The 23,679-nt window shown below is 41.7% G+C and carries 30 protein-coding genes; 8 read left to right on the top strand and 22 right to left on the bottom strand.

The window, feature by feature from the left end; translation table 11 throughout:
- Positions 1-61 precede the first annotated feature (61 nt).
- Complete coding sequence (locus RYH73_RS08150; protein ID WP_335312922.1) at positions 62-1,537, top strand: aminotransferase-like domain-containing protein; 1,476 nt, start codon at positions 62-64, stop codon at positions 1,535-1,537.
- 158 nt (positions 1,538-1,695) lie between these two features.
- Here the strand turns inward: RYH73_RS08150 and RYH73_RS08155 are convergent, their stop codons facing one another.
- A complete protein-coding gene (locus RYH73_RS08155) occupies positions 1,696-2,439 on the bottom strand; it encodes an SDR family oxidoreductase (protein WP_335312923.1) in 744 nt (247 codons plus the stop codon).
- 22 nt (positions 2,440-2,461) lie between these two features.
- Here RYH73_RS08155 and RYH73_RS08160 point away from each other — a divergent pair, with 22 nt between their 5' ends.
- Positions 2,462-2,803, top strand: a complete 342-nt coding sequence (locus tag RYH73_RS08160) for a hypothetical protein (RefSeq protein WP_335312924.1) — start codon at positions 2,462-2,464, stop codon at positions 2,801-2,803.
- Between the two features lie 28 nt (positions 2,804-2,831).
- Here RYH73_RS08160 and RYH73_RS08165 read toward each other — a convergent pair whose 3' ends face one another.
- Positions 2,832-3,185 carry a winged helix-turn-helix transcriptional regulator gene (locus tag RYH73_RS08165; RefSeq protein ID WP_335312925.1) on the bottom strand — a complete coding sequence of 118 codons (354 nt, stop codon included), beginning with the start codon at positions 3,183-3,185 and terminating at the stop codon, positions 2,832-2,834.
- Positions 3,186-3,313: 128 nt separating this feature from the next.
- Between RYH73_RS08165 and RYH73_RS08170 the strand changes: the two genes are divergently transcribed.
- Both RYH73_RS08170 and RYH73_RS08175 read left to right on the top strand, forming a co-directional pair.
- Entirely contained in the window at positions 3,314-4,105 is a 792-nt protein-coding gene (locus tag RYH73_RS08170; protein ID WP_335312926.1) for an SDR family oxidoreductase, read from the top strand.
- 21 nt (positions 4,106-4,126) lie between these two features.
- On the top strand, positions 4,127-4,450 hold the full coding sequence (locus RYH73_RS08175) for a nuclear transport factor 2 family protein (RefSeq protein ID WP_335312927.1): 324 nt from the start codon (positions 4,127-4,129) through the stop codon (positions 4,448-4,450).
- 16 nt (positions 4,451-4,466) lie between these two features.
- On the opposite strand, the gene RYH73_RS08180 is transcribed toward RYH73_RS08175, so the two are convergent.
- From RYH73_RS08180 to RYH73_RS08225, 10 genes are all read right to left on the bottom strand, one after another.
- Positions 4,467-4,595, bottom strand: coding sequence for a hypothetical protein (locus RYH73_RS08180; protein ID WP_335312928.1), 129 nt, complete (start codon positions 4,593-4,595; stop codon positions 4,467-4,469).
- A 54-nt stretch (positions 4,596-4,649) separates the two neighbouring features.
- Positions 4,650-5,558, bottom strand: coding sequence for a helix-turn-helix domain-containing protein (locus tag RYH73_RS08185; RefSeq protein ID WP_335312929.1), 909 nt, complete (start codon positions 5,556-5,558; stop codon positions 4,650-4,652).
- A gap of 7 nt (positions 5,559-5,565) precedes the next feature.
- The gene (locus tag RYH73_RS08190) at positions 5,566-5,922 is read right to left on the bottom strand and encodes a hypothetical protein (RefSeq protein WP_130855175.1); all 357 of its coding nucleotides are present in this window, start codon (positions 5,920-5,922) and stop codon (positions 5,566-5,568) included.
- Between the two features lie 219 nt (positions 5,923-6,141).
- On the bottom strand, positions 6,142-6,576 hold the full coding sequence (locus RYH73_RS08195; protein ID WP_335312930.1) for a DUF2147 domain-containing protein: 435 nt from the start codon (positions 6,574-6,576) through the stop codon (positions 6,142-6,144).
- Between the two features lie 10 nt (positions 6,577-6,586).
- Positions 6,587-7,369, bottom strand: coding sequence for an SDR family oxidoreductase (locus RYH73_RS08200; RefSeq protein ID WP_335312931.1), 783 nt, complete (start codon positions 7,367-7,369; stop codon positions 6,587-6,589).
- Between the two features lie 134 nt (positions 7,370-7,503).
- Positions 7,504-8,547 carry a DUF6268 family outer membrane beta-barrel protein gene (locus RYH73_RS08205; RefSeq protein ID WP_335312932.1) on the bottom strand — a complete coding sequence of 348 codons (1,044 nt, stop codon included), beginning with the start codon at positions 8,545-8,547 and terminating at the stop codon, positions 7,504-7,506.
- Positions 8,548-8,575: 28 nt separating this feature from the next.
- Positions 8,576-9,094, bottom strand: a complete 519-nt coding sequence (locus tag RYH73_RS08210) for a hypothetical protein (protein WP_149105926.1) — start codon at positions 9,092-9,094, stop codon at positions 8,576-8,578.
- Positions 9,095-9,208: 114 nt separating this feature from the next.
- Positions 9,209-10,531 carry an MFS transporter gene (locus RYH73_RS08215; protein ID WP_335312933.1) on the bottom strand — a complete coding sequence of 441 codons (1,323 nt, stop codon included), beginning with the start codon at positions 10,529-10,531 and terminating at the stop codon, positions 9,209-9,211.
- Between the two features lie 41 nt (positions 10,532-10,572).
- Positions 10,573-11,349 (bottom strand): SDR family oxidoreductase, encoded by a 777-nt coding sequence (locus RYH73_RS08220; protein ID WP_335312934.1) that lies wholly within the window; start codon positions 11,347-11,349, stop codon positions 10,573-10,575.
- Positions 11,350-11,440: 91 nt separating this feature from the next.
- A complete protein-coding gene (locus RYH73_RS08225) occupies positions 11,441-12,370 on the bottom strand; it encodes a helix-turn-helix domain-containing protein (RefSeq protein WP_130855168.1) in 930 nt (309 codons plus the stop codon).
- 268 nt (positions 12,371-12,638) lie between these two features.
- On the opposite strand from RYH73_RS08225, the gene RYH73_RS08230 reads away from it, so the two are divergent.
- Entirely contained in the window at positions 12,639-12,983 is a 345-nt protein-coding gene (locus RYH73_RS08230; protein ID WP_335312935.1) for a TfoX/Sxy family protein, read from the top strand.
- Between the two features lie 178 nt (positions 12,984-13,161).
- On the opposite strand, the gene RYH73_RS08235 is transcribed toward RYH73_RS08230, so the two are convergent.
- The 3 genes from RYH73_RS08235 to RYH73_RS08245 all read right to left on the bottom strand — a co-directional run bounded on the left by RYH73_RS08235 (position 13,162) and on the right by RYH73_RS08245 (position 15,362).
- Complete coding sequence (locus RYH73_RS08235) at positions 13,162-13,941, bottom strand: SDR family oxidoreductase (RefSeq protein ID WP_335312936.1); 780 nt, start codon at positions 13,939-13,941, stop codon at positions 13,162-13,164.
- 69 nt (positions 13,942-14,010) lie between these two features.
- A complete protein-coding gene (locus RYH73_RS08240; RefSeq protein ID WP_335312938.1) occupies positions 14,011-14,589 on the bottom strand; it encodes a TetR/AcrR family transcriptional regulator in 579 nt (192 codons plus the stop codon).
- A 251-nt stretch (positions 14,590-14,840) separates the two neighbouring features.
- Entirely contained in the window at positions 14,841-15,362 is a 522-nt protein-coding gene (locus tag RYH73_RS08245; protein WP_335312939.1) for a dihydrofolate reductase family protein, read from the bottom strand.
- Between the two features lie 83 nt (positions 15,363-15,445).
- On the opposite strand from RYH73_RS08245, the gene RYH73_RS08250 reads away from it, so the two are divergent.
- Positions 15,446-15,841 (top strand): winged helix-turn-helix transcriptional regulator, encoded by a 396-nt coding sequence (locus tag RYH73_RS08250; RefSeq protein ID WP_335312940.1) that lies wholly within the window; start codon positions 15,446-15,448, stop codon positions 15,839-15,841.
- Between the two features lie 79 nt (positions 15,842-15,920).
- Here RYH73_RS08250 and RYH73_RS08255 read toward each other — a convergent pair whose 3' ends face one another.
- The 4 genes from RYH73_RS08255 to RYH73_RS08270 form a co-directional block, all read right to left on the bottom strand.
- Positions 15,921-16,424, bottom strand: coding sequence for a CPBP family intramembrane glutamic endopeptidase (locus RYH73_RS08255; protein ID WP_335312941.1), 504 nt, complete (start codon positions 16,422-16,424; stop codon positions 15,921-15,923).
- 145 nt (positions 16,425-16,569) lie between these two features.
- The gene (locus RYH73_RS08260) at positions 16,570-17,496 is read right to left on the bottom strand and encodes a hypothetical protein (RefSeq protein WP_335312942.1); all 927 of its coding nucleotides are present in this window, start codon (positions 17,494-17,496) and stop codon (positions 16,570-16,572) included.
- 154 nt (positions 17,497-17,650) lie between these two features.
- Positions 17,651-18,154, bottom strand: coding sequence for a DinB family protein (locus RYH73_RS08265; RefSeq protein WP_335312943.1), 504 nt, complete (start codon positions 18,152-18,154; stop codon positions 17,651-17,653).
- A 99-nt stretch (positions 18,155-18,253) separates the two neighbouring features.
- A complete protein-coding gene (locus RYH73_RS08270) occupies positions 18,254-19,234 on the bottom strand; it encodes an amidohydrolase family protein (protein WP_335312944.1) in 981 nt (326 codons plus the stop codon).
- Positions 19,235-19,471: 237 nt separating this feature from the next.
- Here RYH73_RS08270 and RYH73_RS08275 point away from each other — a divergent pair, with 237 nt between their 5' ends.
- Positions 19,472-19,885, top strand: a complete 414-nt coding sequence (locus tag RYH73_RS08275) for a VOC family protein (RefSeq protein WP_335312945.1) — start codon at positions 19,472-19,474, stop codon at positions 19,883-19,885.
- Positions 19,886-19,927: 42 nt separating this feature from the next.
- Here the strand turns inward: RYH73_RS08275 and RYH73_RS08280 are convergent, their stop codons facing one another.
- From RYH73_RS08280 to RYH73_RS08290, 3 genes are all read right to left on the bottom strand, one after another.
- Positions 19,928-20,842 (bottom strand): helix-turn-helix domain-containing protein, encoded by a 915-nt coding sequence (locus tag RYH73_RS08280; RefSeq protein WP_335312946.1) that lies wholly within the window; start codon positions 20,840-20,842, stop codon positions 19,928-19,930.
- A 90-nt stretch (positions 20,843-20,932) separates the two neighbouring features.
- Positions 20,933-21,706 carry an SDR family NAD(P)-dependent oxidoreductase gene (locus RYH73_RS08285; RefSeq protein ID WP_335312947.1) on the bottom strand — a complete coding sequence of 258 codons (774 nt, stop codon included), beginning with the start codon at positions 21,704-21,706 and terminating at the stop codon, positions 20,933-20,935.
- A 123-nt stretch (positions 21,707-21,829) separates the two neighbouring features.
- Positions 21,830-22,372, bottom strand: a complete 543-nt coding sequence (locus RYH73_RS08290; RefSeq protein ID WP_335312948.1) for an RNA polymerase sigma-70 factor — start codon at positions 22,370-22,372, stop codon at positions 21,830-21,832.
- A 140-nt stretch (positions 22,373-22,512) separates the two neighbouring features.
- Between RYH73_RS08290 and RYH73_RS08295 the strand changes: the two genes are divergently transcribed.
- Positions 22,513-23,535 carry a FecR family protein gene (locus RYH73_RS08295; protein WP_335312949.1) on the top strand — a complete coding sequence of 341 codons (1,023 nt, stop codon included), beginning with the start codon at positions 22,513-22,515 and terminating at the stop codon, positions 23,533-23,535.
- The last annotated feature ends 144 nt before the right edge of the window (positions 23,536-23,679 follow it).

Below are 23,679 nucleotides of genomic sequence, written 5' to 3' on the forward strand. Positions count from 1 at the left end.
ATTGGAATTTTTCCGTAAATTATGCTCCATTATTTTGTACGTCCAGTACACACCTTTAAATATGGCAGTTCAAACATTACCTTTTAGTACCCTCATCGCTGTTGACAGACAGTCCGCAATCCCTATTTTCAGACAGGTTGCAAATAGTTTGGTGGAACTGATAAAGAATGGAAAACTAAGACCCGGGTATCAATTACCAGCAAGTCGGGATATGGCGTCAATGCTAACTTTAAACCGTACAACGGTAGTTGCTGCCTATGAAGAACTGCAGGCTCAGGGTTGGCTTGAAGCGATAGGGCGGAAAGGCAACTTCATTGCGCAGCAATTACCGGTAATGAACCCCAAGTCGTTCGACATAGGCACCTCAGCGAAATTTCAATCAAAGGACCAAGAGATCTTTTATCGACAGGTGGCTATTCGAAAACCAATAACAAGGCAGCTAAAACCTTACCAGCTAATGATTAATGATGGTTATCCTGATGCCAGAATTGCACCGTTAGACCTGATCGTTGATCGGTACAAATTTTTATCAAGAAAAACGAATATTCATGATAGGTTATTAGCTGACGGCTCAAAGGGTAGTATATCGTTAAGAACAGAGCTTGCTCTTTTTTTGTCTAAGACCAGAGCCCTCGATATTACTCCTGAGCAAGTGCTGATTACTCATGGTGCACAATTGGCAATAGCTGTCGCGGCCAGTATGATACTCCAACCTGGTAGTACCGTTGTTGTAGGCGACCTTAATTACGTCTTGGCAGATAGGCTTTTTGAACAGCTAGGCGCTAAGCTTATAAAAGTTAAGGTTGATCATGACGGTATTGATGTCGATGCAATTGAAAATATCTGCAAGCAATCAACACCAAGTCTGCTTTACATCATTCCACATCACCACCACCCCACAACGGTTACGCTCAGTGCCGAAAGGCGAGTCAAACTTTTAGACATTATTCGCCGCTATCGTCTTCCTGTAATCGAAGATGATTATGACTATGATTTTCACTACGCAAGTGCCCCTATATTACCTTTAGCCAGTGCTGAACACGATGGCTACGTTCTTTACATTGGCTCAATTTCTAAAACATTGGCTCCAACTATCAGGCTGGGATATTTAATTGGCAGTGAAGACTTTATATGGCAATCATCGAAGCTAAAACAAGTTCTAGATATTCGTGGTGATGTATTATTCGAAGAATCTGTTGCTCATTTTTTCAGCATCGGCGACATGCAAAGACATTTGAGAAGATCTGTAAAACTATACAAAAGGAGGCGGGATGAGTTCTGCGAACTATTAAATTCTTCTTTGGGAGATATTGCCAATTTCAGTGCTCCTAATGGGGGTATGGCAGTTTGGACTTTGTTTGATCCTGAATACTCCATACCCCAACTCTCAGAAAGACTTGCTACCCAAGGTATATACATGAACGACGGCAGCATCTATAAATATAAGCATGACGTCAATGGAATAAGGTTTGGCTTTGCCTCGCTGAATTCGAATGAAATGCAATCTTTTGCAAATGCACTAAAACGATCCCGATAAACATCCCTGCAATTATATTAAGACAATCTAGAGGAAGGTTTAGCTCTATGCTTAAAGTGGAGCCCCATTTCCGCTGAAAGCCGGAATGTCACAACAATAAACAGAAAGATTTCAATAATATAATCCGATAGATTTTGTAAAGGTTCTCAATGTAATTATTATGACTTTCTTGTCCAATCATCGAACCTTATCTTACCTGGATAAAAATCGCCGGCAGGAACCAATCCTGACTTTGGCATGCTATGGAACATGTATTTGTCATCCTCGTTAGCTACCACAACTTTATCTTCACCTTTCACCTTCAAATAGTTTTCCACGAAGTCGTTCATCAATCCGCGGTCAGGCCCTGCTATTTCAACGATCTTATTTTTAGGCTGTTCCAAAGCGAACATTACCACATAATCTACAACATCCTGCAATGCGATCGGTTGATAGTCAATTGTTGAAACATGGACGTTCCGGCCTTCGCCCTGAACAGCGATGATAGTGCTTACATGCTCATGAAATTGTGTTGAACGGATGATAGTATAGGGTATGCCTGATTCGATTACGGCATCTTCCTGATACTTTTTTGCTTGCAGATACCCTATATATTGTGCGCGATCTGTTCCGACAATAGAAAGTACGAGATGGTGCTTAATATCTGCAAGCTTTTCAGCTTCAATGAGATGTTCAGCGGCCGTGCGAAAAAAATCCAAAGCGATCTGATCATCTGGCGATTGAGAATTAGAAAGATCGATTACGATTTCAGTTCCCATCAAAGCTTTTGTCAGTCCTTCCCCCGTTAGGACATTAATGCCGGATGAGGGAGCTCCAACAATTACCTCATTACCCATACTTTCCAATTTTTTACTTACTCCTTTGCCCACAAGGCCGGTTCCTCCGATTACTAAGATTTTCATGATTCATTTATTTAAATAAAATTTGATCAAACAAAAAACAGACGCCGATTATAAATGCGAAGCTACTGCCTTGTTTATTTACAAAATACGAGATAAAACAGATAGAGATGACCATCCAATATTCAGATTTGCGACAGTCCAGCTTTTGCATTCAACTAAACAGAATAACGAAAATATCACTGGATACCACAACCAGTTGGGAAAAGTAGTGTTATCGAGGGGCATCGGAGAAGCAATTGCAACACGCCTGGCCAAAAAGAAAGAGAACCAATCTTTGATCCTTTCTGAGGAGGAAGAAACATTTATTGAACATGTTTTTGTGCAGATCGAAAGGAGGCCGTACGCTCCATTGATAAACAGTTAAACAAGCTAGGTGTCATCCAAATTCAAAATTACAATTGTTTCAAAATCACATTCCGTAAACGGTCTCCGTGTTCATCACCCCATTGTCCTAGTGCTGCAATAACGGGGATAACTGTCTTACCAAATTCTGTAAGGCTGTATTCTACTTTTGGTGGCACAACCGGATAAATCTTTCTCGTGACAAGTTCGTGTTCCTCCAATTCTTTCAATTGCATATTCAAAACCCTGCGTGAAGCATCTGGGATTTTACGCTGAAGTTCGCTCGGGCGTTTATGACCCTCATTGATAAACCAGAGCAATCGGATTTTCCATTTGCCGTAAAGTACTTCACCAATCAGATCAAGTCCGCAATTCAAGTTCGGTATTACTTTCCTCTCATACATATAGCAAAGTTAAATGTATGTCTCAATTCGTACAATAGGGGACTAATTTATCCCTATATGAATCGTAACTCCGTACTTGTGCGAACTGCTTTTATACGCCAATTTTGTCCGATAAATAATTCTTAAATATGGAACAATTTAATTTCAATGATGAATTATCGGGTAAGATTGCCCTGGTAACAGGAGGTACAAAAGGAACTGGTAGAGCAATTGCAGAAAGGCTTCTACAAGCTGGAGCAACGGTTATTATTACTGCAAGACACGCACCTGAAAAAGAAAACGGCAACCTGCATTTTATTCCTTCCGATTTAAGTAATGCAGAGGGAACACAAAAAGTAATCAGCGAAGTGCTGTCGACTTATGGGAGGCTGGATGTTCTAGTGAACAACCTTGGTGCTTCATCAACACCGGCCGGTGGCTTTACCGCATTAACTGATGAAGATTGGGAATCAACCCTACAAGCTAATCTGCTTGCTCCTGTTCGCCTGGACAGAGGATTTTTACCACAAATGATAAATCGAAAAAGTGGCGTTATTATTCATATCGCTTCCATACAGGGAAAATTACCGCTGTACGATTCTACTTTGCCGTATGCAGCTGCAAAAGCAGGATTGATAAATTACAGTAAAAGTTTATCAAATGAAGTGACACCAAAAGGCGTCCGCGTGCTAACAGTTTCCCCAGGATGGATAAATACAACAGCATCGATAGCCTGGTTGGGCGAGATCGCCCGAAACGCAAACAGCACTGTCAAAGAAGCTCAGCAAAGTGTCATGGATGCCCTTGGTGGAATACCTTATGGAAGACCTGCCGAACCGGAAGAAGTCGCTGAATTAGTTGGTTTTCTTGTTTCACCAAGAGCCAATTATTTAACAGGAACAAATTTTGTAATTGACGGTGGAACTGTACCCACCATTTAATAAATTCAAAAATAAACAGTTATGAACTTACCGAAAGTAATATCAGATTTAGTAAGAACACAAAACAATTTTGATAGCGTTGCTTACGCAAATTGTTTTTCCGAAACAGCCATCGTTTATGACGAAGGCAAAACGCACAGAGGAAGAAAAGAGATAGAACATTGGATTGCGGATGCCAACGAGCGATACGAGGCTACAATGCAGCCCGTAAGCTTTGAAGAAAAAGAAACGGAGAGCATTTTAAAAGCAGAAACTTCAGGAAAGTTTGACGGAAGCCCTATTGTATTGAGTTATCATTTAGCAATAGCTGATGGATTAATACAGTCATTAAAAATTAAAGGATAAGTGGGAACGGCTAACTTTAGCCGCTCTTCTTTCTGCTAATGAAAGGGAATTTCAAATCATAACAACCTCCCGTTACCAAAACGATTTCTTTGTCTTCCATCTTTTTAGTTCTGAAAAGTCCACCTGTCTTTATTGAGCAGTCCATACAAATGGTGTTTGAATTGTACTGTTGCATACTGGCCAGAATTACCTGCGCATTTCAGTTGAAGGACTGTCTGAAATCCAATGGGCTCTGCTTCGTCTTGCTCTTGAATAATTTATTGAAAGACTGAGGATGCTCAAACCCGAGTTGGTAGGCGATCTCACTTACAGACATCTGCGTCGTAGATAATTTCTCTTTGGCCTTTTCGATCAGTTTTTCGTGGATGATCTGTTGCATCGTCTGACCTGTCAGTTGTTTCAACAGGCTACTTAGATACTTAGCCGATAGGTTCAACGCCTCGGCAAAGTATTGCACGCTTGGCAGCCCTTTAGAAAGCAGTGCTTCGTTGTTAAAATAGCTTGTTAAGATCTCTTCCACCTGATTTAAGACGTGATGGTTAGTGATCTTTCGGGTGATGAACTGACGTTGGTAAAAACGTTCGGCGTACTGCAGCAACGTCTCCAGGTTGGAGATAATAATATCTTGGCTGAATCTATCCATATTGGAATGATATTCAGTTTTAATATTTTTGACCAAGTCATTGATCACTATTTCCTCCTTATCAGAAAGGAAAAGCGCCTCACTGGTACTATAGCCAAAGTAATCAAAACGCTTGATCTTGACAGCAAGTGATGTGTTCCAAAGAAAGTCGGGGTGTACGAAAAGCATCCAGCCTTCCAGATCAGGCGGCACACCGTTCGCTTCACCACGCAGGATCTGGCCAGGAGCCATAAAGGCCATAAGGCCTTCGTCGAAATCGTATTTCTGTTGCCCGTAATGTAAACCGTCGCATCCTCTTTTCATGGATATCACATACAAGTCGAAAACGACCGCCTCTATTCCTGTGTCATTTTTCAGGCCTTTCAGATCCACGATGCTGATCAGCGGATGATGGGGTTTCGGGAGTCCCATCAAACGGTGTATCTCCGTTATGGAACTGATTCGGTAGGGTTTCCTATTTGCCATACTACATTTACTTAAATTTGAACGGATACTTCAGCCATATCATAATTAATGGCATAACTAAAAACGGGATCTCTATCAACGCGATGCGGTAATTTCCTGCTCGCAGCGCCAACCCCATAATCATAACAATCAGGGCCGCATTTAGCATATTGCCCAGAAAAAAAGTGCGTGGGATGAGTAAAAGTACGCCAACCGCTATGGCTGCACAAGCAAGATATGGAATGAACGTTTCGCTGATTCCTAAGCTTTCCATCATCTTAACGGATTCCGGATTGCTTTTGTAGTATACGGTATCCCAGGCATGTTTAAAACTAAGCGTTACCGAAATGAACAGCAGTGCTGCGGAAATAATGATTCTTATCATAGTTTAGTTGAGGACAAAAGTGTTCATGATGTAACCTCCGATTATCGCTATCGGCACACCGATCATTGCACTTGTTAAAGCTTTTCTAGCCTTATTTGGATGTGCCTTTCTGTGTCTGAAATAAAGGAAAAATCCTATAGGGGGAAGGGCATTGGAAGCGACAAACCAAAACCTCGACAGCCTGTCTTTATTATCTTTCATGAGCGTTGTTTTTATAGTTTACTGAACTCTTTTCCATTTAAATGATTTGCCCATCAATGGGACACCTTTGTAACCCCGGGTTTCCAGGTCATTAGGGCCTTTCAGTTTACCTTTGAGACCATACGTGTTTCCGTCCTGTACGCTATACAAGGTACCATCCACGTATTCGCCGTCCTTATAGACAAGGCCGGTGATATGCGTCAAACCTTGCACAGACCTGCTCCGGAGTTTTTCATTCGGATTTTTAACGTCCTTCTTTGATGTTTTGCCATCTGCTTCGAACATCTCTTTCGACCATAAAAGTTTGGCGGAATAGGTGTTGCCCGCTTTGAATACCTCGATCTTGTAATCATCACATTGCCACACCCCTGTGATCTGGTCAGCAGGTAATTTCTGTGCGAAAGAGGTTATTGATAACAGCAGTGCGAACACGGCTAAAATTGATTTTCTCATAGCTGATTATTTATTGTTGATTATTCAGTTTTTTAAATTTTTTAAATTCCCTGTGTCCTAACTGCATCAGTTGATTAGGCACCAGTCTGCTTAGAAATTTTATCACATTCACCAGAAATGGCTTGATCTCAGGTGTATCGTTCAGAAGTCCTTTGATGGCTACACTGACCAGTTTATCCACATCCATCATTTGGCTTGGGTTCGGTGGCAGCACCCAATCATGCTGAAGATTAGTATTCACCCCCGGAGGAACCAGTTCGAATACCTTGACGTTGGTTTTGTTCAATTGAAGGCGTAGGGCTTGCGTGTACGCACGAACTCCGGCTTTTGAAGCGCTATAAACCGGAGCGGTAGAATAAGGCATAAAGGCAATGGCAGAAGAGACGTTCACAATTGCCGCCGCAGGCTTTTTGATCAGGTGCGGCAAGAACTGATGAACCATCCGTATCGGTCCCGTGAGATTAATATCGATCTCACGGGTAACGTTTTCCAAGTCTTTGCCGGCGTCCTGAACGTCAAGCAACCGCATTTCACCTGCATTGTTGATTATGATATTCAGATCAGGATATTGTTGCGTCACCTCCCCGTAGAGGCTCTCAATATCCAGCGGATCGCTTACATCGCTCTGAAAGACGTGTATTTTCGGGAAACGCCTTTTGGTATCATTTAAAGCTTCTTGTTTACGACCTGTAACGATGATGGTTGATCCCTGCCGGGTAAGTTGCCTGACAAGTTCCAAACCTATACCGCTGGTTCCTCCTGTGATCAGGATGGTGCTATTCTTTAAGTCCATATTTTTCTCACTGTTGTTGATGCAAAGTTCAGCCATTATCGATGAGCAGATGTATCCAAAAGTCGCGAAGTTGTAGTAAAAACACCATTTGCTTTGATAGCGTAATTTCAGCAGGAACGAAATTGTTTAAAAACTTACTTCTTTCGCTTCGAAAAGGGGTTAAAAGAAAATCCGATGTTAGCGTAAGGCGCCGCGTCAGCTCTGCCTTCCCAGGTATAGTCGGTGAACGAACGGTCTTTTTCAAACGTGCGTGCGTATGGATTTATACGGACACCGGCCCGCAACGAAAGGGTGATGCTTCCCGGTAAAATGTGCTCATAAAGCAGTCCCGTGTTCACGTCAACCTGGCGATACTGATAGGTTGTGCCGTTTTCGTCAAGATCGTTCAGAAAGAAAGTGGTTTGCGGGTCGAGTTCCCAACCTGCGGAAAGCCTGCCGTTGCTAAACACTTTTTTTCGCAGGTAGGCATACCGTGGCAGAAAAACATCTGCCATCAGGCGCTCATTAAACTTATGCTCTAAAAGGAATGTTGGAATCACTCGGATAAATGTACCGGGATCGGTAGTGTATAAAATTCCGACATTGATCTTCGTTCTATTGTTCGCTTTCAGAACAATAGCGCCGGTAAACAGCCCGCGAACCCTTTCCAGCGAACGTTCACTCCAATCAACATTGACACTGCCGCTATAGATGACGGTCTTTCCAAAGAGTTTCGAGAAATAGACAACGTTCAGCCCCTCTGTATGATAATGAAGATCTCTGCTGACCGTTTGTGATGTAGCCGTTGTGGATGTCGGGAAGTTGTACTCAGCAGAGACATATCGGTAAAAACCATTGGCCTGTACCAACCATCGGCGGTTTTGCAAAAGATTAATATTGGCACTAGCACTCAGTTGTGACCATTTGGTAAACTCGCCATCTGGAAGATCCTGTCCTCTTAGGGTAGACGAGGAGTTGTAATTGCCGTATTGTTTGTAGTCTATGCTAAACGGCCTGCGTTCGGTAAACTTATCCGCTTCATATTCAGCGACTTTTTTGGCAAGACTATCCTGGCTCTGCGCCTTACCGCCGAGGGGCAGCATTGCAATACACGTGATTACTGTTAGCGCCTGGATATAGCCGAAAGCTGCTCCTATTGAATGACGCGCGCTAGAAATTAAAAAATTGTGATTAAACATAATTGCTAAGATTAATTGTATGGAACTATTATTTTTTATGGCGGAGCCTGATCCTGACGAACATGTCTATGCCGCAGGTAGTCAGGCGTACATAGCGTACAGGTGATCTGACGATATTTGTCCTTTGCAGGTGAATTTTGATCGCAATATGGATGATCTGGAAAACGTAAGTCCGCACCAGGTCGGACTTGTAGAGATAGTTGGATTCCATGCTACCGCATATCTTATCAAAGATCGGCGCAAGTGTCAGCACTTCTTCCTCATCCAATTCGATGCTTATGGGATTGCGCTCTTTAAAAAGATCGATGGCCTCGAAATTGCACCAAACACCTTTATCAAAAAATGCCTTTTCAAACGATGTGATATAACCCATATCCTGATCTTCCCATTCAAGATCGCTTGACCTGCAGAAGACAAGGGCCGGACGCCCCGTTAAGGTGGCACTTATTTTTAGATAGATGTAAAACGTGTTTTCGTTTGGAAGCAGCCTGCCCCTCCCGCTTCGACCCGATGGCCACCATTCGGCATAAAACTGATCACTTTTCATTTTTTCGAAAATATTACCAAGTATGCCAGCCCTAGGTCCAGACAATACCTATTTACACAGCTTTACCAGCCGTTATGGCAAACGCACAGGTTTGCATGATAGTCAGTGAATATGTTATTTAATAAGTGAAAGTTGGTTGCCCATGTCTGCAGGGACATTTTGTCTGGGTGGTACGGCGAGGTGTTCTCTGATCTTTCTGCTGGCGATGAATAGGGCAATGCTGCTTAGTAAACTGGCAACAGGAACGATCATCATTCCCCAGCGCAAACCGTTTACCTCATAAGCCGCACCGACCGTATCACTGATCATGCCTACGAGCAGCGGCGATAGTGCCGGACCTAATAACCCGGAAGCGATCATAAGCAGACTGGAAGACAGTGCCTGCTTCCCTGCCCCTGCTATAAGATGACCTGCGCCAAAAGCAAATGGAAGCAGAAACGCAAAGGCTAGCATAGCAGGTACAAAAAGCGCAATGGACATCCAGCCTTCGGGCGCCAGGAGCCCTGCAATCGTTGCAATTGCGGCGATGCTGAAAACAATAGCTGGCGGATGCAATAAACGGCTTGCCTCGCGGTTTAAAGCGCTATCAAATAACCGTCCACCGCCTACGGTGCCGATGATGCCCATCAGCCCTTGTAACAAGCCGAAGGATAGCCCCACCTCGCTGGCTGTCATGCCGTGTGTCCGTATCAGGAACGGTGCAGTGAAGGCATAAAATGGCGCAGCAGCAAAACCTAAAAAGTTCGCGCCAATGAACATCCACAGGAACGCAGGTTTCGACAGCAGCTCGCGGCCGGCGGACCAGATATTGTCGGTAGCACTGCCGGGCTGCTTCGAAGTAATGGCCGTCTTCCCTGTAAACGTCAACACCAGGATAACCAATAGTAATCCGACACCCCCCGCAACAAAAAGAGCAAAGCGCCAGCCTATATGATCACTTGCCCAGCCACCGACACCAAACCCTATCATTGTACCCAAAGGGATGCCCATCGAAAAAATGCCGAGCGCGCGACCACGCCGATGCTCTGGGATGTTACCCGCAATCAGTGCATGACTGGCGGGTGTTCCTCCGGCTTCTCCAAGGGCTACGCCAAAGCGCGAAAGCGCCATTGTCAGGAAACCTGCCGACAAACCACCCAGTCCCGTCATAATGCTCCAGATCAATACACACCAGAGCAAAACCTGCCTGGATGCCCCACGATCAGCCAACCGTGCAAGCGGCAGGGAGGCCAGTGAATAGATCGCTGCAAAGGCTATCCCATTGATCAGCCCTAACTGCGTATCACTGAGGTGCAATTCTTTTTTAATGGACTCTGCAAGGATAAAGGGTAATATACGGTCGATCTGGCTGAATGCGCTGACCAAAAATAAGGTAACAATGAAAGCCGTTCTGCGCCAGCGGCTCAGCGGAGGTGTTGAAGTCAATTGATCGTTCATAACCATGATTTTGATTGTGAGTAGAATTTTTTTGAGGGAAATTATTTGCCGGACATGGCTTTCTCGCCCATCTTAGTGGCTTGCGAAAGCATGAATTTGGGGGCAAGCCTGCTCAGGATACGCATGATCTTGGCACTGCCGGGAAAGATCTCGTAGGTATTGTTGATCATCCCTTTAATAGCTTCGTCTACAATTTTTTCGGGTGAGACTAACATTTTGGTATCAACTTCGCCGCCATTCCTGAACTTTTCATTCAGGGGTGTTGTAGAGCCGGGGGCGATGAGTTCGAATACCTTGATGCTGGTAGATTTAACCTGTACCCGCAGACATTGCGTGAAGGATCGTAATCCTGATTTACTGGCGCTATAGACAGGGGCAATCGGGAATGCACCAAGTGCGATACCGGAGGTGACATTCAGGATGGCAGCGGTCTGTTGTTTTTTAAGGTGGGGCAGAAACTCCTGGGCCATACGAATGGGGCCCATCAGGTTGATCTCTATTTCGCGGGTAATATCATACAGGTCGTGATCTTCATACAGAGAAATCTTTCGCATCTCCCCGGCATTATTGATCAGCATGTTCAGCTCGGGAAACTTTTCTGTTACCTCTTTGTACAGACAGCTGATATCCTCGACCTTGCTAACATCACTTTTTATAGTGTGGATGCCAGGAAGAATCTTTTTTGTCTCTTCCAGTTTTTGTTCGTTCCTGCCGGTGATGATCACCCTATTGCCGAGTTGAAGGAGTCTGGAGGCAAACTCAAAACCAAAGCCACTTGTTCCTCCCGTGATCAGAATTGTGTTCTTGCTTAATTCCATGTTCTTTAATTTGATAGAACAAAGTTGGCAAGAATGGATCAGGAGGACTTTGCAAGAATCAAAACAATGTTTGCAAAAACGAAACCTTTCTCTAGTTTCTGAAAGTCAGAGGAGAGCAGTCCGTCTGCTTTTTGAAAAAGTTAGAAAAATGTGCGACCTCTTCAAATCCTAAACTAAACGCGATCTCGGACACATTCCATTCCGTTTGCCTGAGCAATATCTTGGCTTCCTGAATGATCCGGTTACTGATCAGGCTTTTTGTTGTCTGGCCGGTCTGCTGTTTCAGTACACGGTTCAGATAGTTAACATGGATAGACAGCTGATCGGCATAGTCTTTAGGCGTACGCAGTTTAAGTCCCTGAAATGGCGAGGCGATGGGGAACTGCCGCTCCAAAAGTTCAGCGAACAATGAGGATACACGGGACGAGGCGTTATGCTCCTGGTAAAGATCAGTAGCAGGCTGCAACTTTTGACCATAATGGATCAGCTCCATTAAATAGTTGCGTATCAGGTCATATTTATACGCATAGTCGGAATTGATCTCCTTATGCATCTTTCTGAAAATCGCTTTGATCTCTTCCTTTTCCTGTTCATTGATATGGAAGCAGGGATACCCCCCTGGCTTAAATATAGGCAGTTCATCAAGTACAACACCGCTTTTGGACTGCGCAAGAAAATCCGCGCTGAAAAGGCAAAAGTAGCCACGCTGATCCATGTCTTTGGCGATCCAGTTATAAGGCACCTTCGGCGTGGTAAACATCAGTGCCTGCGTTTCGATATCAATTACTTTATCGGCATATTCCGCCCGGTTGCGTCCATCAATTAGGTTGATCTTATAGTAGGCACGCCTGTTGTAAGTCATATTAGGCTTTACTTTGATCAGTTTTGCCAATTCACTGACATCAAATACATTGAAATGGCCAACTTCCTTTGTAAGCCCCTGGGGTAATAACTGGCTGATGTCTTTATTTAAATTATCTGAAGCCGTCTTATAAAAACCTTCAAGCGTAGTGATTTCCATATTGATCGATTTGCAATAATCAAACATAACCATTCTATTCCACCTTAACAAACATCCTTTAAAACTGCGCTTGAAATTTAAAGTGTTTAATTGTTTCGATAGTACCTAAAGAATGTGGACTTGCGATGGATAGTATGTTTGAACTTGCGAGAGAAACAGGTCATCTTATATTTTCTACCATTGCAGCCCGCCTCGGTAACCTTTCAAAGATTATGCGGACTTATCAATTTACATTTGTAGATTTATAGAAAAATCTTAATGATCTATTATGGCTTATGATAGTAATCTCGCAAACCGCGTCAGCGAATTTTTAAGTACAATCGAAAATATTGAGGTAGAAGAAAAGAAAATGTTTGGTGGCGTGGCGTTTATGGTTAATGGTAAAATGTGCATAAATGTAAGTGATGATTTATTGATGTGCCGTTTTGATGCCAAGCTGACAGAAGAGCTTTCGGAAAGAACCGGTTTTTTGCCGATGATTATGAAAGGCAGTGAATATAAGGGCTACTGTTATGTGGAACCTGCGGGGTATAGAAGCAAAAAAGATTTTGAATTTTGGATAAATCTTTGCCTGGATTTTAACGACCGCGCTAAATCATCAAAAAAAAATTGACAACACGTTCGAAATAACCTTGCAAATTTATCTCCGCGAGTATGGAAAGCGCTGCCCGTTAGATACTGTCAACTAATTCACGAGTTGAAAGTGATTAGTTAAACTATGAAGTTACGTTTATGAAGACACCTTTTAGTATCTTCATAAACGAACAAAAAAACATCGGACATTTACCCCTTTATACGACCGAGCTCACACCACCGTCAACCACGTAATTGATACCGGTGATATATTGAGCTTCCGAGGAAACGAGAAATCCTACTAAATTAGCAATTTCTTCGGGTTCAGCCATTCTGCCTAACGGGATTTCTCCCCATGTTTTACTTGCCATGGATTCAAAAGCTTCATTTACGGTAATGTCTGATGATTTTGCAACACCCTCAATAAACTCCTGCATCAACGGTGTCTTTACAAGACCGGGTGAAACCGTATTCACACGCACTCCTTTTGAACCAACCTCATTGGCCAAGGCTTTGGAGTATGCATTCAACGCGGCTTTGGCAGCTGAATAAGTCATGGTCATATCCCAAATCGGCTGTTGTGCAGCATAGGTGGAAATATTGATAACCACACCACTTTTTTGTTCTATCATTGTTGGCAATAAAGCCTTGTTGATACGTACTGCCGACATTAAATTCAACTGAAGATCGTTATTCCAATGCTCATCAGTAAGGGTGCTGAAACTGCCACCCTTGCTTAAATTAGCCCCTGCATTATTAACGATGATGTCGATTCTGCCGTATTTACCCAAAATTTCCTTGGCAATGGTCGCCGCACTCTCGGATTGAGCATGATCTGCAGCTATAAAATAATATCCATTTGGATTTTCATTCGGTTCGGTTCTAGCAGTTACAACGATTTGAGCGCCTGCCCGACTTAATTTATCAGCAATTGCTTTTCCGATACCTTTTGTTCCGCCCGTTACAAGAGCTACCTTTCCTTTTAAATAATTGTTCATAATAATCTATGTTAAATTTAAAATGTATATTAATTCTGAAACATTTGTTTCAAAAAAGAGCAAAAAATTTTAACATCTTAAATGGCGGATGGCAAAACCGGCCATATTTAGAATTTTATTACGGTTCTTATGCAGAACAAATGAATTGTACCAACCGATAAATAAACTGTTAAGGTAATCGGCAATAGTATCTGCACTTTCATTTCCGTCAATTTCACCCTGATTCTGTGCATGTTCTATTAAATTCTTCAGAAACTGGTGGGTGAAATCATCATAAGCGTTTATAACGGCTTGTATGTCGGGATTGTCCCCTTCTATTTCAAAAGTAGCCTTTATACACATACAACTATTTGGTTCTGTTGTAATAATATCTGCAGCATCTTTGATAAAGTTTTCAAGTACCTGAATAGACGACCCTAAATCGGCATAACGTTGTTCAATCGCCTGGATACGCATTTTTGTATAATGCCTGATGCATCTGACAAATAATTGGTGCTTATCGCCGATTGTATTGTATAGGCTACTACTATTGATTTGCATAGCATCGGTCAGATCACGCATGGAAGTAGCCGCATAACCTTTTTTCCAAAAAACCTCCATTGCTTTCTGTATTGCCCGTTCTTCATCAAATGCTACTAATCTTGCCATAACAGTGCAAATATAAAAATATTTGAAACAATTGTTTCATAATTTTTGATAAGAAAAAAATATATCGCTTTCAGATTGTTTTCGTCCTAATAATAACCATAGACTCCTCACTTTGAAATAATCACAGACAGCGTGGCAGACAAGTAGCGAGGGCGTTCTTGAATCATAAATATTATATGAAAAGTTAAACATAAACTACTATATTACAACAAAAAATAAAACTACAATTGTAGTTTTAAAATTGTCATCCGTTAGGAGGGTTTTGCTATGGCGTAATGTAATTGAACCGTATTTCTGTTCAGCTTTTTCACTTCTATTAGATCGAGCTTTAATTCGCCATCAACACCTTTTAGCAAGGGCAAGCCGTTTCCGAAGAGAAATGGCTCCATTACAAAATAAATGTCATCTACCAGTTCTGCCTGAATAAAGTTGCTCATAACTGTGGTTCCACCAATAATGACGGCTTCTGTATGGCCCTTTTCGGTAAGCATCTGAAGAATGTCTTTGGCAGTATCTTGCGTAAAAACCACTGTCGGATTATCAGATTTTGCATGCTTATCGGATGTGAGCACAACCGTTGTGCCTTCATCTGTTAAGGGCAAATAGTCGGGAGCAAGAATGTTATAGGTGGTTTTGCCCATAATTACGGCTTTTGTTCTTTGGCAAATAGACGCAAAACCCGCACCATACTCCGAGGATAACCAGTAAGGGTCGTTTTTCGAATTAGAGATAAATCCGTTTGCTGATACAGCGATATAAATACTTATTTTCATCGTTCTTATTTTTGTCAAAGGTCTTAGTTCGTACTTTTACAAACAATGACTAACAAAATTGTTAGCCTTAATCCTTACTTGTTATGCGTAAAGAAAATTCAAGCAATGCGATCAATGAGCAATTCCTTTTTCAGGTATGTGAACGTAATTCAGCAATCAGCATCGTTAGTGGCCGGTGGAAATCACAGATTATTTTTTATATTTCCCAGGGAAACAATCGTTTCCATCTTTTACAACAACGATTGCCCAATATTTCTGAAACTGTTTTGGCACGACAATTAAAAGAATTGGAAGCGCATGCTATTTTGGTTAAAAGAGAAATACCTGATACAGTACCCATTGGGATCAAATACCTTTTGACGAACAAGGGATTAGAGCTGCTTCCCATTTTGGATCGTTTATGTCATTGGGGAAAAATATATGCGGAAGGAAAAGAAATTTTCGTTCCTTCTGATGAGGAGTCTGACATAATGAAATGAGTTTGCAGGGTTTTAAAGTGAGCTGAGGATAAGAAGCTAGAGGGACTCTCTCAACACTATCCGTCGTGGGGGTTGTTTATCAGAATAAATCAAAAACATCATTATTTAAAAAGGCTACCAGATTGGAAGCAGCATGTAAAAGAACAACAAAAAGTGTTGCTTTGGCGGTATCATACCTATTCCGAATAATTAAATAGGAATATGCAAAGAGGAGCCCTATGAAAAACATTATAAGAGCATATACTAAATTATAATGGTGAGCCGTACCAAATAAAATGGCTGATAAGAAAACCAGCCATCTTCCCTTTAATTTAAACCTGTATCCAATTTCGATAACTCCTCGTTGGAAAATAAAGGTTTCTATTATCGGGGCAACGATAACAGATATTATAAAGATAACGTAAATACTTTCCTTTTCAATCGGATTATAGGTTAAGTCGGGGTCAATCATGGTCGCGATAAAAGCAGTGACACCTGAAAAAGTCATTTCAGCAATAAGAAAAATGAAAAATAATTGGATATAGGATTTTGATTGCAGGTAGGATGTCAATTGAGATTGTATTTGGTAAGCTATTTTAATCATCGGTTCATTAGCTAATAAAAAAAACATGTTGATTTCACAATTCAGTGTATAAATTTAGAAACGGTATTCTTAAATAAAAAAGCCATACATAACTATTAAATTATTGGCTTCTAATAAACTTATTGCATTATTCTTAACATTTTACTCAATTCCGGAAATACTTCAAATTATTTCCGGAAACTTCGGCAGCACCGAATAATCCTTTTATCCCATATTTCTTCACGGCCTCTATTCCATTCAGGTAGCGTACAGAACCTCCTGTTGCTTGTATCCTATTAAGAGGCTCCTTAATATTCTTGCCATTAACGGTTAATACGTGGCGATTACCCAAGACGCCGACAAGGGTGTTTGCTGCCCACTTGCGGTAGATGGCTATGCTTTTATTATAATTATATAGGTTCGATCCCGGCTGAATATTTCCTTCAATCTTTATACGGCCATTTAAAATAGTATCTAATTTCCCATAGCGATAAATAAGCAAGCGTCTACTTTTTTCCTTTTTCTTCTCACTGTTGCTGACATAATATAGGTTATCCGGTGTTAAGGTCAGCATCGTATCACCTTTTAAACGGTAAGCTAAGGATCCTAGAAATAGCGTATCATCTATTTCTCCAGTGGAATGAATGGCGTTAAGGCCCAGGTTTAAGGGAGAAGGAACGGAACTGGTGTTATGAGCCAAGAGAAGGGCCATTTTTTTATTCATGCGAACGCTATCTTCTTTTCCATAAAAGATCTGTGCTTTGCTGCCCCTTATCTCTACTGCACCATGCTGTCCGGTATCACCAAATTTATCCATCGCCCTTTCCCTACTGTATTCTACTATCGTAGAAGCACGGTTTACGCCAAGTGCGTACTTCCCTTCTTCCGGATGAAAAATGGAGTCGTTCAAGAGAATTAGTCGTTCATTCGGTCGGACATATCCTTTGATTCCGCTGGAAACGTTATCAAAGAAATAATCCGGCAAGTATCGTTTTCCGAAAGGAAATAGTGACCAACCGCTTAAAGAGATCGATAAGACGACTAGAATTATGATACTAAAGGCGATCAAAGATTTACGACGATTATTACGCATAATTCAGGGTTTAAGAAATTGTCTTAAATGAATTGATTATCTAATATACAGATTTTAGTTAAATTAATGATGGGATTTAGTTTCTATCCTATTTGCATTTTACTGTCTATATAATTTGAGAAAGCCATAATGATTAGATTAAAGCTTTAAGCCATCATAGCCCAACCGAGCCAGCGACAAAATAAGTTGCCAAATCTGTGTTAGAAAAACCAGTAAAACCGACTTGCCGTAACATGGTTACCAATTGTCCGCGATGATAAGTAGCGTGGTTGTTGTGATGCAAAACGGTTTGTGCAAACTCCATTTTCCATTCTTTCCCTCTTACCTTGAACGAAATTATCTGGGAATAATTTGCTTCGAGGTAATTCGCAATGAGGTTTTGGTAATCGTCCATTGTTTTCTTCCAGATTTCAATCAGTTCGCTTTTTGTTCCCATAAATCCAGCTGAAAGAAAAACCGGATTAGCTACATTTTTCCAAAAATCAATCCAAATCTTTTTAGCGCTCACTAGATGGATTGCTGTTTTTGCAATTGAATTAAAACTGCTTACTATTTCCTTTTCCCATTGCTCATCGCTGATTTGTTCAAGCCATTTGATTACAGCGTTATCAGCCCAATTGCTATAATTGACAATTTCCAACAGATACTTTTTTGTCATTTTTTGTTGCGTTAAGTATAACGCAAAAATAGAAGACGTGTATATGACGGTGTTATCGCAGATCGTTCAATTGCTGTTGGGAAACGATCATATTTTTTGTTAATGATTTCTCCCTCCAATTAATTGTTCCCAATTCGCAAATGCGAATTTTCTTTTGTCTTCATCACTTAATGCGGTTGCTTCTAAAAAGTTGCGGGCATCATGCCCCTGCCGATACTGATAGGGATAATCGGAAGAAAATAGTATGCGATCGATCCCTATGATTTCAAGAGACCGTTGCAGGTAATCGTGACTGAACATTCCACTTGCGGTTATATACAGATTTTGCCGTACATAGTCAATAAATGGTTTACTGAGTTGAGTTGCTCTGTTTAATGATGCCAATCTTTCGGTATAAAACAAAATCACTTCACCCCAATGCCCTAGAATAATTTGAAGGTTGGGAAAACGGTCAAAGACCTTTGCTAAAATTAATCGGACGAATTGTATTCCTGCTTCGTAATGCCAGCCAAGTCCAAAAGTGGAAAAAGCAAGATCAGTCATATCATCAAAGCCTGTGTAATAAATATCCCTGACTGCCTTTTGTGGAATTTGAGGATGTATGAATAAAGGAACACCCAGTGTTTCCGCACATTCAAACACTTCCCAAAAGTCTTTATGATCTAAATTTTTCTCCCGTGTTCGCCCGCAAAGCATCGCTCCCTTTAGTCCAAGTTCATTTACGGAGCGTTCTAATTCTTTTGCAGCTTCCTTCGGTGTATACATGGGCAATGCTGCAAACCCCTGAAACCTGTCAGGTGTCTTCCTTATAATTTCTGTTATATAGTTGTTGGTTTCAATGGCAAGATTGATACTTTCACTTCCCAAATTATGCAGGCTCGGACTTGTAAGCGAAAGTACCTGCACATCAATACCTGTTTCCTCCATAAGTTGAAGTCGTACGTTTCCTATATCTTCCAGACGGTTTTCAATCTCACCTAAATGGAGATTTTGAGTTGGATCATCTTTGTCCGGATTTTTTGACCAAGCCTCCCTGACCGCTTTTGTCAAAAAGTGTTCTTCTATTGCGATTAATTTCATTTTGTATAAGGATTTGCTTATCCGCAAAAGCGCCGATGATTAACCTGTTTTTCCTTGATCTATTTAAGAAATCCAGGCATTGAAGTCGATTTTTTGGAATATTCTATCATATAAACAAAGTTATCATTAACTTATGAACTCCTATAATCTGAATATATTAAAAAAACTCAATCGCTCCTGACATACCCTTGTCATAAGACAAATTTACTTTTGAAGCGTAAATTAAAAGGAGATAGCATGAATCTAGTATCAATCCGAATTATAACGGCCAATATAAATGGCTTAACCGCATTTTACGAACAGGTGACTCAAAGTTCTGTTGTGCGTTATACCCCTGATTTTGTGGAATTAAGAACAAAAACGGCAACCTTAGCCATAGGAAGTACTCGAACACTGCAGTTTTTCGGTGGCGAGTCTGTTGCCCAAGCCTCCACAAACCGTAGTGTAATCATAGAATTTAGGGTTGAGGATGTAGATAGTGATTATGAAAGATTGGCTGATCTCTTACAGCCCTATCTGGTTCAGAAACCTACAATAATGCCTTGGGGAAATAAATCACTTCTATTCCGTGATCCTGACGGTAACTTAGTCAACTTGTTTACACCTATGAATCCTGTTGACAACAAATCTGTGATTGAAAGTAAGTTTTAACGCCAACATGGCAGCATCAGATGGTTTAATCGTGTACAACCGTCAAAAGGCTGCTCTGAATTGCACTGGTGAAAGCTTTGTTTTCATTTTAAATAATCGACTGAATGACTGCGAATGCTCAAAACCTAGCTCGTAGGCCACTTCGCTGATCGTTAAGGTTGTTGTAGCGAGTAATTCCTTGGCTTTCTCGATTAGCTTTTCATGGATATGCTGCTGTGCATTCAGGCCGGTGAGCGAACGCAGCATATCGCTTAGATAATTGGGGGTGTAATGTAAATGTTCTGCCAGGTAATGTACCGTGGGCATGCCGCGCTTTATCGCTTCTCCTTCATCAAAATAGACATGCAGCAGTTCTTCCAATTGTTGAAGTAAGTCGCTGCTAGCCGGCTGACGAGTCAAAAACTGCCGCTTGTAGAAGCGCTTGGCGTAACTTAACAGCAACTCGATCTGTGCAATAACCACTTCGCGACTGAAATCGTCTATCTGATTATTGAGTTCGTCCTGAATGATGGTAAAAATGGACGACACCGTTGTCCGCTCCTTCTCGGAAAGATGAAGCGCCTCATTGGAAGCGTAGGAAAAGAAACCGTATTGTTTAATTTTCGCGGCAAGCGGATAGCCTTGAAAAAAATCCTGATGAATAATCAATGAATAGCCTTCATTCCCGGCATAATTTGCCGTATTACCAACGACCTGGTTAGGTGCCGTAAAAAGCAGGCTGCCTTCGTCAAAATCATAATAGCCTTGGCCGTATCTAAACTTGCCACCCAATTTCGTCACGAAGGAAATTTTGTAAAGACTCGTTACATAACTTAATGGTAATCGACTTAGGTTAACCCGTCCTTCCGTGGTATCCAGTAAACTGATCAGTGGATGAGTTGGGCCTGGAAGGCCGAGTATACGGTGTATCTCGGTTATCGATCCCAATTTGACAACTTTCGGCGTTTGCGGTTTCATGCTGTAAGATAATGATTATGACCGTTTCTTATTTCAAGCAACGGTCATAAAGTAAGCAATCTTAATACTATCCTCGCGCTTGATGACGGTTTACCAAGGAAGCGCTCCATCCGGACCGGTAAAATGACCAGTCGGTCCATCGGTTTCCAGCGCCACGCGAACCGGTTCGCGAGATCCTACTTCCAGACTGTCCGTGCCCTGAAAGTTATTCAGTGCAGTAGCTGTAAAGCCAGGACTGGTAGCATTAACCTTGATATTTTCCTTTTCCAATTCTAGGGCAAAAGAAAGGGTAACGGCATTAAGAGCTGTTTTTGAAGCTGCATAGACAACACCGAAGTGCTCCCTTGCCCAACAGGCCGGATCGGACAGCCAAGTAAGGGATCCTAATCCACTCGATACATTGACAATACGGGCAGCGTCAGACTTACGCAATAAGGGCAGTGCTGCCTGCGTAACGGCGATAACGCCGAACACATTGGTTTCCCAAACAGCGCGCACTTCGTCGAGCGATGCGGTGGTAGCACGACCTTCTTCCAAAACCTCTTCCATTGAACGGCCTGGTTTTCCAGCATGGGATATACCAGCATTGTTGACCAGCAAATCGAGGCGGCCATATGCTTGCCCGATGCGCTCCACTGCCGCGTTAATGGATTGTTGCCGGGTAACATCCAGCTGGATCGCTGTAGCGTTCTCACCGATTTCAGCAGCTGCTTTTTCGCCATTGCTTAAGTTACGCGATCCGACATATACTCGATAGCCATTTGCTGCGAGCGCTTTGGCAATTTCATTTCCTACACCTTGGTTAGCGCCTGTTACTAATGCAACGGGTTGCTTATTGTTCTTTGATTCTGCTTGATTTTCCATAAGAATTACACTTAACAATTAATGAAACAAAAATCTGCATTCAGTTTTGCAGTGCTGTAACTAAATCAAGGAGAGTTGTAACTGAATAGACGATATACGTGATACCCGACCTAATGAAGGAATTTAAAATAACATCATGTAATCTTTTAATTTGCCCCGCAATATTTTCAACGATTTGGTTATTCGATACTCCACCGTTTTAATGGACACATCAAGTTTGGATGAAATCTTTGCATTGGTCAGCCCTTCGAAACGACTCATTTCAAATGTTTTGCGATAGCTTTCCGGAAGATCCTGAATGGCATCGTTGATCTTAACGGCTAATTCGTCTGCCATATAAAAATCGGGGTCATCTAGCTGCTCTTCCTCTAAACTGCTGTAAAGTTTAGCATGTATGCGTTCACGGTATTTCTGCTTGCGAATGGCGTTGAACGATCGATTCTTTACAGCAATAAAAAGATAGGATTTTAAGGAGGTGGCGATGATTAAATGATTCCTTGCTTCCCAGATATAGAGCATCAGATCTTGCACTAATTCCTCTGCATCTGTATCCGATAAAAACTGCGCAGCATAGGCACACAAAGGTGCATAGTATTTCAGAAACATTTCTTTATACGCAAATAAATTCCCTTCTCGTATAGCCTCGAAGAGATCAAGATCATTCATAACATCATCAGGTTGCGAGCAAAGATAGGGATTATCAGGCTAGCAACAAAAGCAATTATTTACGGTAGAATACAGAAAAGAATATTTTGGTTTAGGGTATGCGGGCAGTTATGTGTCGTCCCTGTATAAAAAGCATAAACTTGAGTAAAGACCAATATAACGAAATACCGGATGCGTCTACCTTGGTAGGTTATCTCGCGGGAACACTTACTGCTGAAGAAAAACAGCTGGTAGAAAAGTGGGCCAATAGCTCGGCTTTCAACCAACAACTGTTGCAACGCATGGCCTTTATTTATAATGCACGGCTAATCCAACAAAAACTAAAATATACCGATCCACACACAGCATTCAATCATCTCGAGCAGCGCATGCGGGGAAGAAGACGCTTACGAATTATTAAAAGAGTGAGCATCGCTGCAGCCATTCTTATCGGCTTATTCGGCTTGGGTACGCTATTTATTACCCCCAATCCAAAAGCAACTTCCCCTACCCTTGTTACGGTTTCTGCTCAAAACCATGCGCAAACCAAATTGGCGCTGCCGGACGGATCTCAGGTTTTTCTTAGTGCAGGGAGCAGTATTAGCTATCCAGCTTCGATGGATCAAAAAAGACAGGTTACTTTGCATGGAAAAGGATACTTTTCGATCGTACCGAATGCAAAAACACCTTTTCAGGTAAAGGTTGGTGATGGCTCGATGTATATCAACGTGTTGGGAACGGCTTTTAGCGTAGAAGAAAATCGAGAAAGCCAAACCCTTCAGGCTACATTGATCTCCGGAAGTATCGAATTGACTTTTCCGGAAAAAAAAATAAAAAAACGGTTAAAACCTGCTGAAAAAGCAATTTACACAACAAAAGACAACAATTTATCCGTAACGACGGTTAACACGGATCGAGCATTAGATTGGCTGCACAATCGCTTGGTATTCAGAAAAACACCGATGAAAGAGGTACTGAATCGCATCAGCACGTTTTACGATGTTGACATTGACGTCGCAGATAGGTCTGTTGAACAAGGCACCTTTACCGGTACCTTTGAAAATAAACCTTTACAGCAAGTATTGGATTATATTACGCTCGCATCGAAGATGACCTATTCATTTGAACATGCAACACCAACAACCAGAACAAAACCCTTAATAAAAATAACCAAACAACGCTAACAAAAAAGATTGGGACGATCTTGATATAAACCTAATGTAATTGCCTATGATAAAATAAGAGCACGCTAAAATAAAAACACGGAAACATGTTACCAGCATGTTCCCGTGTAAAATAAATCGAAAATAAATTTATTTTTTTTACTT

This window comes from Olivibacter sp. CPCC 100613 (assembly GCF_036959255.1).
GTDB lineage: Bacteria > Bacteroidota > Bacteroidia > Sphingobacteriales > Sphingobacteriaceae > Olivibacter.

What these genes read in the sequence shown, in the direction of transcription:
- RYH73_RS08175 (WP_335312927.1), top strand. Translation starts at nt 4,127, where the DNA reads ATGAACTTACCGAAAGTAATATCAGATTTAGTAAGAACACAAAACAAT.
- RYH73_RS08230 (WP_335312935.1), top strand. Translation starts at nt 12,639, where the DNA reads ATGGCTTATGATAGTAATCTCGCAAACCGCGTCAGCGAATTTTTAAGT.
- RYH73_RS08205 (WP_335312932.1), bottom strand. Translation starts at nt 8,547, where the DNA reads ATGTTTAATCACAATTTTTTAATTTCTAGCGCGCGTCATTCAATAGGA.
- RYH73_RS08215 (WP_335312933.1), bottom strand. Translation starts at nt 10,531, where the DNA reads ATGAACGATCAATTGACTTCAACACCTCCGCTGAGCCGCTGGCGCAGA.
- RYH73_RS08180 (WP_335312928.1), bottom strand. Translation starts at nt 4,595, where the DNA reads ATGGACTGCTCAATAAAGACAGGTGGACTTTTCAGAACTAAAAAGATG.
- RYH73_RS08195 (WP_335312930.1), bottom strand. Translation starts at nt 6,576, where the DNA reads ATGAGAAAATCAATTTTAGCCGTGTTCGCACTGCTGTTATCAATAACC.
- RYH73_RS08270 (WP_335312944.1), bottom strand. Translation starts at nt 19,234, where the DNA reads ATGAAATTAATCGCAATAGAAGAACACTTTTTGACAAAAGCGGTCAGG.
- RYH73_RS08265 (WP_335312943.1), bottom strand. Translation starts at nt 18,154, where the DNA reads ATGACAAAAAAGTATCTGTTGGAAATTGTCAATTATAGCAATTGGGCT.
- RYH73_RS08280 (WP_335312946.1), bottom strand. Translation starts at nt 20,842, where the DNA reads ATGAAACCGCAAACGCCGAAAGTTGTCAAATTGGGATCGATAACCGAG.
- RYH73_RS08275 (WP_335312945.1), top strand. Translation starts at nt 19,472, where the DNA reads ATGAATCTAGTATCAATCCGAATTATAACGGCCAATATAAATGGCTTA.
- RYH73_RS08170 (WP_335312926.1), top strand. Translation starts at nt 3,314, where the DNA reads ATGGAACAATTTAATTTCAATGATGAATTATCGGGTAAGATTGCCCTG.
- RYH73_RS08185 (WP_335312929.1), bottom strand. Translation starts at nt 5,558, where the DNA reads ATGGCAAATAGGAAACCCTACCGAATCAGTTCCATAACGGAGATACAC.
- RYH73_RS08245 (WP_335312939.1), bottom strand. Translation starts at nt 15,362, where the DNA reads ATGAAAATAAGTATTTATATCGCTGTATCAGCAAACGGATTTATCTCT.
- RYH73_RS08235 (WP_335312936.1), bottom strand. Translation starts at nt 13,941, where the DNA reads ATGAACAATTATTTAAAAGGAAAGGTAGCTCTTGTAACGGGCGGAACA.
- RYH73_RS08285 (WP_335312947.1), bottom strand. Translation starts at nt 21,706, where the DNA reads ATGGAAAATCAAGCAGAATCAAAGAACAATAAGCAACCCGTTGCATTA.
- RYH73_RS08200 (WP_335312931.1), bottom strand. Translation starts at nt 7,369, where the DNA reads ATGGACTTAAAGAATAGCACCATCCTGATCACAGGAGGAACCAGCGGT.
- RYH73_RS08190 (WP_130855175.1), bottom strand. Translation starts at nt 5,922, where the DNA reads ATGATAAGAATCATTATTTCCGCAGCACTGCTGTTCATTTCGGTAACG.
- RYH73_RS08165 (WP_335312925.1), bottom strand. Translation starts at nt 3,185, where the DNA reads ATGTATGAGAGGAAAGTAATACCGAACTTGAATTGCGGACTTGATCTG.
- RYH73_RS08155 (WP_335312923.1), bottom strand. Translation starts at nt 2,439, where the DNA reads ATGAAAATCTTAGTAATCGGAGGAACCGGCCTTGTGGGCAAAGGAGTA.
- RYH73_RS08260 (WP_335312942.1), bottom strand. Translation starts at nt 17,496, where the DNA reads ATGCGTAATAATCGTCGTAAATCTTTGATCGCCTTTAGTATCATAATT.
- RYH73_RS08250 (WP_335312940.1), top strand. Translation starts at nt 15,446, where the DNA reads ATGCGTAAAGAAAATTCAAGCAATGCGATCAATGAGCAATTCCTTTTT.
- RYH73_RS08220 (WP_335312934.1), bottom strand. Translation starts at nt 11,349, where the DNA reads ATGGAATTAAGCAAGAACACAATTCTGATCACGGGAGGAACAAGTGGC.
- RYH73_RS08290 (WP_335312948.1), bottom strand. Translation starts at nt 22,372, where the DNA reads ATGAATGATCTTGATCTCTTCGAGGCTATACGAGAAGGGAATTTATTT.
- RYH73_RS08150 (WP_335312922.1), top strand. Translation starts at nt 62, where the DNA reads ATGGCAGTTCAAACATTACCTTTTAGTACCCTCATCGCTGTTGACAGA.
- RYH73_RS08210 (WP_149105926.1), bottom strand. Translation starts at nt 9,094, where the DNA reads ATGAAAAGTGATCAGTTTTATGCCGAATGGTGGCCATCGGGTCGAAGC.
- RYH73_RS08225 (WP_130855168.1), bottom strand. Translation starts at nt 12,370, where the DNA reads ATGGAAATCACTACGCTTGAAGGTTTTTATAAGACGGCTTCAGATAAT.
- RYH73_RS08240 (WP_335312938.1), bottom strand. Translation starts at nt 14,589, where the DNA reads ATGGCAAGATTAGTAGCATTTGATGAAGAACGGGCAATACAGAAAGCA.
- RYH73_RS08255 (WP_335312941.1), bottom strand. Translation starts at nt 16,424, where the DNA reads ATGATTAAAATAGCTTACCAAATACAATCTCAATTGACATCCTACCTG.